The sequence below is a fragment of the Citrobacter sp. RHBSTW-00524 genome (genome assembly GCF_013747755.1).
In the GTDB taxonomy this organism is placed as follows: domain Bacteria; phylum Pseudomonadota; class Gammaproteobacteria; order Enterobacterales; family Enterobacteriaceae; genus Citrobacter; species Citrobacter braakii.
Map to the genome: position 1 here is coordinate 1,169,305 of NZ_CP056421.1, position 13,377 is coordinate 1,182,681.

Here is a 13,377-nt window from a genome sequence, read left to right on the forward strand (position 1 = left end):
TTTAAACGTATTATCACGATGCTGTAATCTGCCGATAATATAACCTCTTGGCGGAGGCTATATTAATATCAAGAACATTAGCTGACCAATAATTTACGGATCCTGCAGCTGAAGCTGATTCTCTAAACGCCGATCGCGCAGGGTTGCATAAATAAAGGTAATCACAAACAGCAGAGAAAATAGTACGACTATGGTGGGAGCCGGTGCGCTGTCGATGAAAAATGACAGGTACACGCCCATAAATGAGGTAATGACCGACATCGCCACCGCCAGCCATAAGGCGTGGGAAAATTTCCGCGTCATTAAAATCGCGATGGCGCCAGGTGCAATCAGTAATGAAATTGACAAAATAATCCCTACCGATTTTAGCGTGGCGACAATCGTCAGGGCGATCATGCACAACAGGCCGTAATGTAGCAGTGCGGTGTTAAGCCCACTGGCCTTTGCCTGATGTGGGTCGAACGCATGCAGTAGCAAATCTTTCCATTTAAGTCCGATGATAAGCGCGATCCCCAGAGTAATAACCGCGGTTTGCATGATATCGCTTAAAGATACGCCCAGCATGTCGCCGAACAGAATATGATCGAGATGGACTTCTGACTGGATAGAGACGTACAGCACCAGACCCGCACCAAACATCCCGGAGAAAACAATACCCATGATGGTGTCGCGCTTAATGCGGCTGTTATCGTCGAGGTATCCGGTCGCCACCGCGCAGAACAGACCGGCGATAAACGCGCCAATTGCCAGCGGAATGCCCGCAATCCACGCCAGTACAATCCCTGGGAAAACGGCATGACTCATGGCATCGCCCATCAACGCCCAGCCTTTGAGTACTAAAAATACCGACAACAGCGCGCAGGGCACAGCGACGATGGTAGAGATGACCAGCGCATTAACCATAAAGCTAAACTGAAAAGGTTCCAGCAGCGTTGTTAAGATCATACTTGCTCCTTGTTCACCAGACGGGCGCGGCGGCGATTTGCCAGCAGACCGTGTTTTGGTGCGAAGACAAATGCCAGCAGGAACAGCAGCGTTTGCAGAACGACGATAATTCCGCCGGTTGCACCGTCCAGCCAGTAGCTTAGCCAGGCGCCGAAAAAGCTGGTCAGGCTGCCGAGCGCCACGGCGATGGTGAGCAGGCGAGGAAAACGATCGGTCAGCAGCCAGGCCGTCGCACCGGGCGTAACCACCAGGCAAATCACCAGAAAGGCGCCGACGGTTTGCAGTGCGGCGATCGTGGAAACGGAGAGCAACGTAAAAAACAACAGCTTCAGCCGACCCGGATTCAGACCGATAGACCGCGCGTGGTTTTCATCAAAAAAGACCACCATCAGATCTTTCCACTTCAAAAACAGAATGGTCAGCGAAACCACGCCGATGATCGCCAGTTGCAGAATATCTTCCGGCGCAATCGCCAGGATGTTACCCAGAATAATGGTCTGGATGTTCACCGACATCGGATTAAGCGACACCATAAACAGCCCGATACCGAAAAAGGACGAAAAAATCAGCCCGATAATGGCATCTTCCTTCAGGCGTGAACGCTGATTGAGAAACAGCATGCTGCCCGCCGCCAGTCCACCGGAAAGAAATGCGCCCAGCGCAAAGGGAAGCCCTAACATATAGGCTCCGGCCACGCCTGGAACGATCGAGTGCGACAGCGCATCGCCAATCAGCGACCAGCCTTTGAGCATCAGATAGCAGGAGAGAAATGCGCACAGGCCGCCGACCATCGCCGAAACCCACATGGCGTTGAGCATGTACTGGTAGCCAAACGGCTCCGTCAGCCAGTTCATGATTGCTCCCCCTCGCTTGCCGCGCGTCGCGAAATAAACGGACGTTCATCATCGGTAATCACGTGTTGTTCACCGCCGCTCAGCGCGACGTGACGCAGAACGCCGCTGAATGCCAGCTCGAGATTCTCGTGGGTAAAGGTGGTTTCGGTTGGCCCACTTGCCAGCACCGTGCCCTTAATCATCACCGTGTAATCGCAAAATTCGGTGACGGATCCCAGATTATGGGTAGAGACCAGCATAGTCCGGCCTTCATCACGCAGTTCACGCAGCAGATCGATGATCCGGGCCTCGGTTTTCACATCCACGCCGGTGAAGGGTTCATCCAGTAAAATAACCTGCCCGTCCTGTGCGATGGCTCTTGCCAGAAAAACGCGTTTTTTCTGCCCGCCGGACAGTTCACCTATCTGGCGATGGCGATAGTCCAGCATATCTACCCGCGCCAGCGCCGCATCCACGCAGTCGTGATCGATTTGTTTTGGTCGACGCAGCCACCCCATATGGCCAAAGCGGCCCATCATCACTACATCTTCCACCAGTACCGGAAACGACCAGTCCACCTCTTCTGACTGGGGGACATAGGCGATAAGATTCTGTTTGAGCGCCTTATTAACCGGTTGTTGCAGAATAGATATTTCACCTTTCGCCAACCGGACAAAACCCATCAGCGCTTTAAAAAGCGTTGATTTTCCCGAACCGTTTACGCCGACCAGAGCGGCAATTGAGCCGCCCGGAACCTGAAAAGTGGCATCCCGCAGCGCGGTGTGGCCGTTGCGATACGTCACCGTAACCTGATTCACGGTAATCGCAGATTGACTCATTTTTGGCTCCTTAACCCGTCGTTGATGCCGCTGACGATGGTTTCTGTCGTCACGCGCAGTAAATCCAGATAGGTCGGTACCGGACCATCGGCAGCGCTGAGCGAATCGACATACAGCACGCCGCCGTAATACGCGCCAGACTCGCGGGCGACCTGACGCGCAGGTTTGTCGGACACGGTGCTTTCGCTAAATACGGTAGGGATTTGATGTTTTCTGATCGCATCGATCACTTTGCGTACCTGCTTGGGCGTGCCTTGCTGATCGGCATTGATCGGCCATAGATACAGCTCTTTCAGGCCGTTATCACGCGCGAGGTAAGAGAATGCGCCTTCGCTGGTGACCAGCCAGCGTTTATCAGCAGGGAGCTTCGCCAGTTCTGCATGCAGTGGCGCCAGAGTCTGCTGGATTTTCGCTTTATAATTCTCCGCATTTTTCTGGTAGGTTGCGGCATGGTCGGGATCGTATTTCATCAGCGCATCGCGAATGTTATCCACGTAGATAAGCGCGTTCTCCGCTGACATCCAGGCATGCGGATTCGGTTTGCCGTTGTATGGCCCTTCGCTGATACCCATTGGCTGCACGCCATTTGAGACCATGACCTCCGGTACGCCGGACAAATTTTGGTAGAAGCGGGCAAACCATAGTTCGAGGTTAAGGCCGTTGGAGAGAATAAGCTGTGCGCCTTGCGCCCGTTTAATATCCCCCGGTGTGGGTTGATATTCGTGAATTTCTGCCCCGGGTTTGGTGATGGAACTGACGTCCGCCGCGTCACCTGCCACGTTGCTTGCCATATCGGCAATCACCGTAAAGGTGGTTATCACTTTGAACTTTTCTTTCGCCCAGGCAGGTGACAGCGTAAGCGCCGTGAACACGCTGGCAAGGAGAAATGACTTCAGATGGGGCAGATGCGGCATAGTATCCCTCACAACAAAGTGGTTAATTTATCATCGAATATAGCCTTTGCTATGTTATATAGCACATGGCATAAACAAATGAAAATAATTCTTATTTGCGTAGGGTGCTAAGGAATGTATCACCGCCAGGTAATAGTCCTGCGCTTAGTTAAGGTGTATTATTAATGCAACTTAATTATGGAGGCATCATGTCCGGCAAACGTATTGCACGTGAGAAAATGACGATCCAGAGAATGATCTCGCTGTATGAGAGCCAGTGTCCGCAGGCTTCAGATGAACCGGGGCATTACGATGCGTTGTTTGCCTATGCGCAAAAGCGCCTGGATAAATGCGTATTTGGTGAGGAAAAACCGGCCTGCAAACAGTGTCCGGTGCACTGTTACCAGCCCGCTAAACGCGAAGAGATGAAGCAAATTATGCGTTGGGCTGGACCCAGAATGCTCTGGCGTCATCCGATCCTGACCGTGCGTCATCTGATTGATGACAAACGTCCGGTGCCGGAGTTACCCGAGAAATACCAGCGGAAGAAGTGATTTAGCAATTCTATGCCGGATGGCGGCTGCGCCTTATCCGGCCGACAAAGACAAACGCACCAGTGGCGTAGGCCCGATAAGCGTAGCGCTATCGGGCAATAATCCGTTAAACCAGTGCGTCCTTATCAATGCCCAGGCGCTTCATGCGCGAGAGTAACGTTGTGCGTTTCAACCCCAGTCTTTGTGCCGCGCCTTTAGGACCGGCGACAACGCCATTGGTTTCTTTCAGAACGCGCATTATCAGCTGGTATTCATCTTCGCCATCCTGCGCGACTTCGGTCGCCACCGGCGGCGTAGACGGCGCCATAGCGATTACATCCGGCAAGGACAGTTGCAGCACGTTGCCCCGGGTGAGCAGAACCGCGCGTTCTACGACGTTTTCCAGCTCGCGCACGTTACCCGGCCATTCCATGTTGCTCAGCGTACGCAGGGCTTCGGCGGGAATGCTGTCGATATTGCGCCCCATCCGGCGGGCAATTTTGAAGGTGAAGGCTTTCACCAGCAGCGGAATATCTTCCGGGCGCTCGCGCAGCGGCGGCAGATGGATCGGGAAGACGTTCAGTCGATAGTAGAGATCGTTACGAAACTCGCGATCGGCGACCATCTTTTTCAGATCGCGGTTAGTGGCAGCGATCAAGCGAACGTCGGTCTGGATCAGCTTATTGCTGCCCAGACGTTCAAACTCCTGCTCCTGCAGAACGCGCAGCAGCTTGGGCTGAAGCTCCAGAGGCATGTCGCCAACTTCATCGAGAAATAACGAACTTTTGTCCGCCAGTTCAAAGCGTCCAATCCGCTGCGTGCTGGCCCCGGTAAATGCGCCACGCTCATGGCCAAACAGATCGCTTTCCAGCAATCCGGCAGGCATTGCCGCGCAGTTCATTTTCACCATCCGACGGGCGTTACGTCCGCTCAGGTTGTGAATTGCTCGTGCAATCAGCTCCTTACCCGTCCCGGTTTCACCAAGAATCAGGACAGTGCTGTCGCTTTGCGCCACCATTTCGACCTGTTTGAGTACGCTGTACATCGCTTCGCTGCGGCCAATGATTTCTCCGAACTCACTCTCCACGTTGTTGAGTTGTTCAGTCAGCGCCAGGTTTTCATCGACCAGCCGCTCCTTCAGGCGGTGGATCTCCTGGTAGGCGAGGGCGTTATCCACGGCGATCGCCACGCGTTCTGCGATTTGGCGCAGCAGTTTGAGATTGGCGGTGGTGAATACTTTCTCTTCACATTGCGCCAGCTTAAGTACGCCGAGCATATTATTGCCGGACATCAGCGGCAGCAGGCACAGAGTCTGTAGCTGGTTGCCCCAGGTTTCGAACAACATTCTTTCGTAAGGGGCCAGGGTATCGCGTTCGCTCAGGTTAATCAGCAGCATCTCTTTACTTTTGAAGACCCGTTCAGAGAGCGTGCCGGCTTCGTCCACTTCACTTTGTTCGTGTGCCGGATGATGTTCATCCAGATAGTGAGTGGAATAAATGCTGAGCTTGTTTTTGCGATCGCTGCGTAACACGATGCTGATGGCATCAATGTCGAAGTAGTGATGGATCTCTTTGGCGACTTCGCTGACCAGCTCATCAATATCCAGACGTGAGAGCACAGCATTGGTGATGGCGACCAGGATGCGAAAGTTATCACGCTCACGGCACAGGAGATCGTAATCGACATTGTTGCTGACCCGGCTTTGAATTTGTTCAGCAACGACGCCGACTATTTGGGTGAAGGTCTGCAGCCGGTTGTACTCTTTTTCACTCCACGGTTGGTCTTCGTTACGGATAAATTCGCAACCGCCAAAGATTCGTCCATCTGCCGCCAGCGGCAGCAGGCAGTAGTGACCAAATTTAGAATACAGCCCGCCAGAGGCCAACTGTGGCCAGGTTTCGCTAAACTCGTGATAGTTGCAGTGCAGCGCATCGGGGCGAGACAAAATACGGCGTACCGGGCCATGCGCCAGCACCGTTTCGTCTTCATAATCGATGGGGTTACCATTTTCACGCGTCGCAAAATAACGCGCACGCTGCGTTTGTGCCTGCCATAAGACAATAGCCGCGCAGTCGGCCAGCGCTGAACGCTTGACCAGTTGCGAAAGCGCCTCGCTGAGAGACGGCAGGTCGGGCTGCTGTAATAATGTACGAGTAATATCGAACAGGCCTTGCTGTCCGAGGTCACTCATCGGTGTATACGACATATTGCTTTTCCAGGAAAAGCACCGCAGAACGGTGCGAAAACGGTAAATGAATTATAGGTATAAGTCGTAAATTATTGCCGGACTGGTCCCGCTACTCGAACCGTAGACCCGATCGGCAAAACGCCATCAGGTGATAATGCAGCGTTAAGGCCGGATGTCGACGCAAATGCGTCTTACCCGGCCTACAGCTTGCTGCCAACCGGCTGTTAGCATATACGAGGTAATGGTTCGGCGTGTGGTAAATCGAGAGTGCGTTTCACGCCGTAGAGTCCGGCAAGACGCACACCTTTGCGTTCTACCACTTCACCAATCATTGCGGCATCGCGTCCTAACGGATGTGCGCGCAGCGCGGCAAGCACCGTTTCAGCAGCCTGACGCTCAACGGCAATCACCAGCTTGCCTTCGTTAGCAAAGTTAAGCGCATCCAGACCCAGCAGTTCGCAAACGCCACGCACCGCGGGCTTCACGGGCAGGGCCGCTTCAGACAGCTCAATACCAAACCCGCATGAGGCGGCAAATTCATGCGTTACCGCATTTACGCCGCCACGGGTCGCGTCACGCAGCGCCTTCACGCCGGGAATATCACGCAGCGTCTGGATAAGCGGTGTCAATACCGCGCAGTCGCTGACCAGTTCGCCATCAAGACCCAGCTGTTCGCGCAGGTTAAGGATAGTTGCGCCGTGATCGCCAAGCGTACCGCTGACCAGCAGCACATCGCTAGGGCCGAGCGTCTGTGCGCCCCAGTGAATATTGGCGGGGATCGCCCCCATTCCGGCCGTGTTGATGAACAGCTTGTCTGCAGCGCCGCGCTGCACGACTTTGGTATCGCCGGTCACAATGGCGATGCCTGCTTCACGCGCGGTCGCCGCCATACTGTTGACGACGGTTTTCAACGTCTCCATCGGCAAACCCTCTTCGAGGATAAAACCGCAGGAGAGGTAGCGAGGGATCGCGCCGCTGACCGCCACGTCGTTAGCCGTACCGCAGATGGCCAGCTTGCCGATATTGCCACCCGGGAAGAACAACGGATCGATAACATAGCTGTCGGTTGAAAACGCCAGACGATCGCCTTCTGCGACCAGTTGCGCCAGATCCAGACGGGCCTGATCTTCTTGTTCCGCCAGCCACGGATTAGCAAAAGCCTCCATAAACAGACTGTTGATCAACTGCTGCATAGCCTGACCGCCGCTACCGTGGGCGAGTTGTACGCTGTTCATGCTTCACACTCCTGCTGACGATACTGATACCAGGCGGCACATGCGCCTTCTGAGGAGACCATCAGGGCGCCAAACGCGGTCTCCGGGTTACAGGTTTTGCCAAATAGCGGGCACTGATGCGGTTTGCATCTGCCGGTCAATACCTCGCCGCAACGCGCGCGCGGATCGTCATACACCTGCTGCGGCGCTGGCTGGAAATGCGCTTCGGCATCAAAGCGCTGATAGTCTGGCGTCAGGTGAACGCCAGAGGATTCAATGACGCCCAGACCGCGCCATTCGCTATCGCCATTGACGCAGAACACTTCGGCGATGGCCTGTTGCGCTAACAGATTACCGGCGTCCGGCACCACGCGGCGATACTGGTTTTCAACCTGGCTATGCGCGGCAATCTTCTGTTCAATCAACATCACCACGCCCTGCAACAGATCGAGCGGTTCGAAACCGGCGACCACCAACGGACGATGGAAATCTGCAGCAATGAAATTATAGGCATCGGTGCCAATCACCATGCTGACATGGCCCGGCGCTAAGAAGGCGTCGATGCCGTTGTCCGGCTGTTCCAGCAGGCTGCGCAGCGTTGGGATAAGCGTGATGTGCTGGCAGAAAAAGTAAAAGTTCTGCACGTCACGCTGTTTTGCCTGCTGAAGGGTGATGGCGGTGGTTGGCATTGTGGTTTCAAAACCCAGGCCAAAGAACACAACCTTACGCGTTGGGTTTTCCTGCGCCAGCTTCAGCGCATCCATCGGTGAATAGACGATGCGGATATCCGCGCCGCGCGCTTTGGCTTGTAGCAAAGAACCTTGTTTACCCGGAACGCGCATCGCATCGCCAAAGGTGCAAAAAATCACTTCCGGATGGCTGGCGATTTCCACACAACTGTCGATTCTGCCCATCGGCAGAACGCAAACCGGGCAGCCCGGGCCATGAATAAACTCGACGTTGTCGGGCAACAATTGGTCGAGACCGAACTTGAAGATAGCGTGGGTATGACCACCACACACTTCCATGATGCGCAGCGGACGTTCAGCAGTGTAGGGGAGGTGTGCGGCACGTTCACACAGGTGCTCTATCAACTGCATCACCTGTTCTGGTGCGCGGTATTCGTCAACAAAACGCATTATTTTTCCTCGCCATACAACAACGCGCCGACATCCGGCTCAACGTCAAACATGTTTTGCAGCGCGTCGAGCGTGTCGCGCGCTTCAGCTTCATTAATGATGCTCATGGCAAAGCCGACGTGGACCAGTACCCACTGGCCCAGACGGGGTTGGCCATGTTCATCGCAGCTTCCGACCAGCGTCAGGTCGACGTCGCGCTGAATACCGCAAACGTCGACTTTGGCCTGGTTGCCATCAATGGTGCGGATTTGACCCGGAACACCTATGCACATCGCTGCGTCTCCAGCCAGGAGAGCCATTGGTCCATGCCTTCGCCACTGGTGGCGGAAATCAGGATAATCTCAATTTCCGGGTTCACTTCCCGGGCGCTGGCGATGCACTTTTCTACGTCAAAATTGAGGTACGGCAGTAGGTCTACTTTGTTGAGCAGCATCAGCGACGCGGCGGCAAACATATGCGGGTATTTCAGCGGCTTGTCTTCGCCTTCGGTGACGGAAAGCACCGCCACTTTATGGCGTTCGCCGAGGTCGAAGCTAGCCGGGCAAACCAGGTTCCCGACGTTTTCAATGAACAGGATGCCGTTGTCTTCAAGCGGCAAACGTGGCGCGGCGTCAGCAATCATTTGTGCGTCAAGGTGGCAACCTTTACCGGTGTTGACCTGGATGGCGGGCGTACCTGTGGCGCGAATACGGGCAGCATCGTTAACCGTCTGCTGGTCGCCTTCAATGACGGCGCAAGGCACGCTGTCTTTGAGCTTCATCAGCGTTTCGGTCAGCAGCGTGGTTTTACCGGAGCCTGGGCTTGAGACAAGGTTTAATACCAGATGTTGACGGGCAGCAAAGCGGGCGCGGTTGCGCTCGGCCAGACGGTTGTTTTTATCCAGCACGTCAATTTCCACTTCCAGCATCCGGCGCTGACTCATGCCTGGCGCGTGGGTGCCTGCTTCACCGTGACCGTAATGCAAATCGCCTTCTTCAGTCTGGCTCGGGGTGAAACTGGAGGTCTTCACCCCGGTAATATTCAGCGCCGGACGAGCTGCCGGGGCAAATGGCGCGCTGCGAAACGCCGAGTGGGGATTATGCTCATCACCCTCTATATAAAGGTTGCCTTCAGCGCAACCACATGTCGTACACATCGCTCACTCCTGATCTTATTACTTGCGATACTTCAGTTGCCGGATGATGACGCTTAGGCGTCGGCATCCGGCGCTGGAGTTTCATCTATTTCAATACGTCGAATCTGTAAGCCGTCATCGGCCACAATTCTCAGCATATCGCTGTTGCATTGCGGACATCTGCGCACGCGTTGCGTCAGTAAGGTGACGTATTGCTGACAAGATTCGCACCAACATTCGGCTTCTTGTTCTTCGAGGTGGAGTTTACAACCTTCTGCAAGGGTCCCGCGGCATACCAGATCAAAACAAAAGGCGAGAGCGCTGGTTTCTACGCAAGAAAATGCGCCAATTTTGAGCCAGACCCCAGTTACTCGTTGAGCACCGTATTGCGTGGCCTGTTGTTCAATCAATTCCAGTGCCCGTTGGCAGAGGGTTATTTCGTGCATACCGCCTCCTATGAAGTTGCCGTATTAAAAGCAATAAACATGCCAGCTTGAATTTTTTCGATCGTGACAATGACGACGATGACGAAATGACATGTCGTCACCGCTCTTTGATTTTTTATCTATATGAAAATTAAGGTTTTTAATTTTGGCATGAAATGTGCTTAAAGCTGTTCATCTCTGCTAAACGGGTAACCTGACATGACTATTTGGGAAATAAGCGAAAAAGCCGATTACATCGCTGAACGGCATCGTCGCCTACAGGACCAGTGGCGTATTTACTGCAACTCGCTGGTTCAGGGGATCACCCTGTCAAAAGCGCGTTTGCATCATGCAATGAGCTGCGCACCGGACAAGGATCTCTGCTTCGTCCTTTTTGAACACTTCACTATCTACGTCACGCTGGCGGACGGCTTTAACAGCCACACCATCGAGTACTACGTTGAAACGAAAGACGGTGATGATAAGCAACTGATTGCACAGGCTGAGTTGACCATCGACGGTAAGGTTGATGAGCGTATCAGCAACCGCGATCGCGAGCAGGTGCTGGAGCACTATCTCGAAAAAATCGCCACCGTCTACGACAGCCTCTATACCGCGGTTGAAAACAATATGCCGGTGAATTTAAGCCAGCTGATTGAGGGACATAGCCCGGCTTAAGCCTTGGGTGTGCCCACTTTTGTCATGATGCGCTTTCATACTGCGTCACGACGTTTAGGGAATGGGCATGTCGAAAAATGTCGAAATGACATTTTCCAGACATGTTTTCGTCAAAAATGACTATCACCTGAGGAATGCCTGGTGAATCGTTTTGTAATTGCTGACTCCACTCTTTGCATCGGCTGCCACACCTGTGAAGCCGCATGCTCAGAGACACATCGCCAGCATGGCCTGCAGTCAATGCCGCGCCTGAAAGTGATGTTAAATGAAAAAGAATCCGCCCCGCAGCTTTGCCACCATTGCGAAGATGCGCCTTGCGCCACCGTTTGTCCGGTTAATGCGATTAATCGCGTTGATGGTGCCGTGCAGCTGAATGAAAGCCTGTGTGTAAGCTGCAAACTGTGCGGGATCGCCTGTCCGTTTGGCGCGATTGAGTTTTCCGGTAGCCGTCCGCTGCATATCCCGGCAAACGCCAATACGCCAAAAGCGCCTCCGGCTCCGCCAGCGCCTGCCCGCGTGAGCACGTTGCTGGACTGGGTTCCGGGTATTCGTGCCATCGCGGTGAAATGCGATCTGTGCAGTTTTGACGAGCTTGGTCCGGCCTGCGTACGCATGTGCCCGACCAAAGCCCTGCACCTGGTGAGTAACGTGGATATTGCCCGCGCCAGCAAACGTAAGCGTGAGCTGACTTTCAATACCGACTTCGGCGATCTCACCTTGTTTCAGCAGGCTCAGAGTGGGGATGCAAAATGAGCGCAATTTCACTGATTAACAGCGGCGTAGCCTGGTTTACGGCGGCTGCGGTTCTGGCATTTCTGTTTTCATTTCACAAACCGCTGAGCGGCTGGATTGCCGGGGTTGGCGGTGCGGTTGGCAGCCTGTGTACAGCGGCTGCGGGTTTCACCGTACTGACTAATGCCCTGGCTTTAAGCGGTGTGATGCCGTTTATTGGTCACAGTGTGCAAATTACCCCGTTGAACGCTATCTGGCTGATTACGCTGGGCCTGTGCGGCCTGTTTGTCAGCCTGTTCAACATTGACTGGCATCGTCATCCGCAGGTAAAAGCCAACGGGCTGCTGGTGAATCTGCTGATGGCTGCGGCGGTATGTGCGGTGGTTGCCAGCAACCTCGGAACGCTGGTGGTGATGGCGGAAATCATGGCGCTGTGTGCCGTGTTCCTCACCGGCTGCAGCAAAGAGGGCAAACTGTGGTTTGCGCTGGGCCGTGTCGGCACGCTGCTGCTGGCTATTGCCTGCTATCTGGTGTGGCAACGCTACGGCACCCTGGAGCTGCGCCTGCTTGACCTGCGCGCACAGGAGCTGCCGCTCGGGTCTGATATCTGGCTGCTGGGCGTGGCGGGTTTTGGCCTGCTGGCCGGGATTATTCCGCTGCACGGATGGGTGCCACAGGCACACGCCAACGCCAGCGCACCGGCGGCGGCGCTGTTCTCTACCGTCGTCATGAAGGTGGGTCTGCTGGGTATTCTCTCCCTGTCGCTGCTGGGCGGTAATGCGCCGCTGTGGTGGGGCATTACGCTGCTGGTGCTGGGAATGATCACCGCGTTTGTCGGCGGTCTGTATGCGCTGATGGAACACAACATTCAGCGTCTGCTGGCATATCACACGCTGGAAAACATCGGCATTATTCTGCTGGGTCTGGGCGCTGGCGTAACCGGAATTTCCCTGAATCAACCTGCACTGATTGCGCTGGGTTTGACCGGCGGTCTGTACCACCTGGTAAACCACAGCCTGTTCAAAAGCGTTCTGTTCCTGGGCGCAGGCAGCATCTGGTTCCGTACCGGTCATCGTGATATCGAAAAACTAGGCGGTATCGGTAAACGTATGCCGGTTATCTCTCTGGCGATGCTGGTTGGCCTGATGGCGATGGCCGCACTGCCGCCGCTGAACGGTTTTGCCGGTGAGTGGGTTATCTACCAGTCCTTCTTTAAGCTTGGCAACAGCGGCGCGTTTGTCGGTCGTCTGTTAGGACCGTTGCTGGCGGTAGGACTGGCGATTACCGGCGCGCTGGCGGTGATGTGTATGGCGAAAGTCTATGGCGTTACGTTCCTTGGCGCACCGCGCACGAAGGAAGCTGAAAATGCCTGCTGCGCGCCAATCCTGATGGGCGTTAGCGTAGTCGCGTTGGCTATCTGCTGCGTGATTGGGGGCGTTGCTGCGCCGTGGCTGCTGCCGATGATCTCCGCTGCCGTTCCGCTGCCGCTGGAAACCGCGAACACCACCGTTTCTCAGCCAATGATCACGCTGCTGCTGATCGCATGTCCGCTGTTGCCGTTCATCATCATGGCGATTTTCAAAGGCAACCGTCTGCCATCGCGTTCACGCGGTGCGGCATGGGTGTGTGGTTACGATCACGAGCAGTCAATGGTCATTACCGCACACGGTTTTGCCATGCCGGTGAAAGAAGCCTTTGCACCGGTACTCAAACTGCGCAAATGGCTGAATCCGGTATCACTGGTTCCGGGCTGGCAGAATGCGGCTGCACCGGTGCTGTTCCGTCGCCTGGCGCTGATTGAGCTGGCGGTACTGGTGGTGATTGTGGTTTCACGAGGAGCCTGA

The 13,377-nt window shown here is 54.7% G+C and carries 14 protein-coding genes; 4 read left to right on the forward strand and 10 right to left on the reverse strand.

Translation table 11 applies throughout. From position 1 onward, the window contains the following. Positions 1 to 93: 93 nt before the first annotated feature. The 4 genes from sitD to HV229_RS05635 are packed head-to-tail and all read right to left on the reverse strand — an operon-like array spanning position 94 to position 3,531. A complete protein-coding gene (gene sitD / locus HV229_RS05620; RefSeq protein WP_016154200.1) occupies positions 94 to 945 on the reverse strand; it encodes an iron/manganese ABC transporter permease subunit SitD in 852 nt (283 codons plus the stop codon). Further along, positions 942 to 1,799, reverse strand: coding sequence for an iron/manganese ABC transporter permease subunit SitC (sitC, locus tag HV229_RS05625; RefSeq protein ID WP_016154199.1), 858 nt, complete (start codon positions 1,797 to 1,799; stop codon positions 942 to 944). Before sitC ends, sitD begins: the two co-directional genes overlap by 4 nt. Then, a complete protein-coding gene (gene sitB, locus HV229_RS05630) occupies positions 1,796 to 2,617 on the reverse strand; it encodes an iron/manganese ABC transporter ATP-binding protein SitB (protein ID WP_016154198.1) in 822 nt (273 codons plus the stop codon). The genes sitC and sitB overlap by 4 nt, the downstream gene beginning before the upstream one ends. Then, positions 2,614 to 3,531 (reverse strand): metal ABC transporter substrate-binding protein, encoded by a 918-nt coding sequence (locus tag HV229_RS05635; protein WP_047414265.1) that lies wholly within the window; start codon positions 3,529 to 3,531, stop codon positions 2,614 to 2,616. Before HV229_RS05635 ends, sitB begins: the two co-directional genes overlap by 4 nt. A gap of 188 nt (positions 3,532 to 3,719) precedes the next feature. On the opposite strand from HV229_RS05635, the gene HV229_RS05640 reads away from it, so the two are divergent. Continuing rightward, on the forward strand, positions 3,720 to 4,064 hold the full coding sequence (locus HV229_RS05640) for a nitrous oxide-stimulated promoter family protein (RefSeq protein ID WP_003825888.1): 345 nt from the start codon (positions 3,720 to 3,722) through the stop codon (positions 4,062 to 4,064). 106 nt (positions 4,065 to 4,170) lie between these two features. Here the strand turns inward: HV229_RS05640 and flhA are convergent, their stop codons facing one another. From flhA to hypA, 6 genes are all read right to left on the reverse strand, one after another. Then, positions 4,171 to 6,249 carry a formate hydrogenlyase transcriptional activator FlhA gene (gene flhA / locus HV229_RS05645; RefSeq protein WP_047357866.1) on the reverse strand — a complete coding sequence of 693 codons (2,079 nt, stop codon included), beginning with the start codon at positions 6,247 to 6,249 and terminating at the stop codon, positions 4,171 to 4,173. 206 nt (positions 6,250 to 6,455) lie between these two features. Further along, complete coding sequence (gene hypE / locus HV229_RS05650; RefSeq protein ID WP_181547043.1) at positions 6,456 to 7,466, reverse strand: hydrogenase maturation carbamoyl dehydratase HypE; 1,011 nt, start codon at positions 7,464 to 7,466, stop codon at positions 6,456 to 6,458. Beyond that, positions 7,463 to 8,584, reverse strand: a complete 1,122-nt coding sequence (gene hypD, locus HV229_RS05655) for a hydrogenase formation protein HypD (RefSeq protein WP_016154193.1) — start codon at positions 8,582 to 8,584, stop codon at positions 7,463 to 7,465. Before hypD ends, hypE begins: the two co-directional genes overlap by 4 nt. Continuing rightward, positions 8,584 to 8,856, reverse strand: coding sequence for a hydrogenase 3 maturation protein HypC (hypC, locus tag HV229_RS05660; protein ID WP_003037411.1), 273 nt, complete (start codon positions 8,854 to 8,856; stop codon positions 8,584 to 8,586). The genes hypD and hypC overlap by 1 nt, the downstream gene beginning before the upstream one ends. Continuing rightward, positions 8,847 to 9,719 (reverse strand): hydrogenase nickel incorporation protein HypB, encoded by an 873-nt coding sequence (gene hypB, locus HV229_RS05665; RefSeq protein ID WP_016154192.1) that lies wholly within the window; start codon positions 9,717 to 9,719, stop codon positions 8,847 to 8,849. The genes hypC and hypB overlap by 10 nt, the downstream gene beginning before the upstream one ends. Before the next feature lie 53 nt (positions 9,720 to 9,772). Continuing rightward, complete coding sequence (hypA, locus tag HV229_RS05670; protein ID WP_016154191.1) at positions 9,773 to 10,144, reverse strand: hydrogenase maturation nickel metallochaperone HypA; 372 nt, start codon at positions 10,142 to 10,144, stop codon at positions 9,773 to 9,775. 198 nt (positions 10,145 to 10,342) lie between these two features. Here hypA and hycA point away from each other — a divergent pair, with 198 nt between their 5' ends. The 3 genes from hycA (at position 10,343) to hycC (ending at position 13,377) form a co-directional block, all read left to right on the forward strand. Beyond that, the gene (gene hycA / locus HV229_RS05675; RefSeq protein WP_016154190.1) at positions 10,343 to 10,801 is read left to right on the forward strand and encodes a formate hydrogenlyase regulator HycA; all 459 of its coding nucleotides are present in this window, start codon (positions 10,343 to 10,345) and stop codon (positions 10,799 to 10,801) included. A gap of 141 nt (positions 10,802 to 10,942) precedes the next feature. Further along, positions 10,943 to 11,554: a formate hydrogenlyase subunit HycB gene (hycB, locus tag HV229_RS05680; protein ID WP_016154189.1), complete on the forward strand. Its 612-nt coding sequence runs from the start codon at positions 10,943 to 10,945 to the stop codon at positions 11,552 to 11,554. After that, positions 11,551 to 13,377: a formate hydrogenlyase subunit 3 gene (gene hycC, locus HV229_RS05685; RefSeq protein ID WP_181547045.1), complete on the forward strand. Its 1,827-nt coding sequence runs from the start codon at positions 11,551 to 11,553 to the stop codon at positions 13,375 to 13,377. Before hycB ends, hycC begins: the two co-directional genes overlap by 4 nt.

Bases quoted from the DNA above. Each gene is read 5' to 3' on its own strand.
- sitD (WP_016154200.1), bottom strand. From the start codon at position 945: ATGATCTTAACAACGCTGCTGGAACCTTTTCAGTTTAGCTTTATGGTT.
- HV229_RS05640 (WP_003825888.1), top strand. From the start codon at position 3,720: ATGTCCGGCAAACGTATTGCACGTGAGAAAATGACGATCCAGAGAATG.
- hypD (WP_016154193.1), bottom strand. From the start codon at position 8,584: ATGCGTTTTGTTGACGAATACCGCGCACCAGAACAGGTGATGCAGTTG.
- hycA (WP_016154190.1), top strand. From the start codon at position 10,343: ATGACTATTTGGGAAATAAGCGAAAAAGCCGATTACATCGCTGAACGG.
- hypE (WP_181547043.1), bottom strand. From the start codon at position 7,466: ATGAACAGCGTACAACTCGCCCACGGTAGCGGCGGTCAGGCTATGCAG.
- hypB (WP_016154192.1), bottom strand. From the start codon at position 9,719: ATGTGTACGACATGTGGTTGCGCTGAAGGCAACCTTTATATAGAGGGT.
- hypC (WP_003037411.1), bottom strand. From the start codon at position 8,856: ATGTGCATAGGTGTTCCGGGTCAAATCCGCACCATTGATGGCAACCAG.
- hycC (WP_181547045.1), top strand. From the start codon at position 11,551: ATGAGCGCAATTTCACTGATTAACAGCGGCGTAGCCTGGTTTACGGCG.
- sitC (WP_016154199.1), bottom strand. From the start codon at position 1,799: ATGAACTGGCTGACGGAGCCGTTTGGCTACCAGTACATGCTCAACGCC.
- hypA (WP_016154191.1), bottom strand. From the start codon at position 10,144: ATGCACGAAATAACCCTCTGCCAACGGGCACTGGAATTGATTGAACAA.
- sitB (WP_016154198.1), bottom strand. From the start codon at position 2,617: ATGAGTCAATCTGCGATTACCGTGAATCAGGTTACGGTGACGTATCGC.
- flhA (WP_047357866.1), bottom strand. From the start codon at position 6,249: ATGTCGTATACACCGATGAGTGACCTCGGACAGCAAGGCCTGTTCGAT.
- HV229_RS05635 (WP_047414265.1), bottom strand. From the start codon at position 3,531: ATGCCGCATCTGCCCCATCTGAAGTCATTTCTCCTTGCCAGCGTGTTC.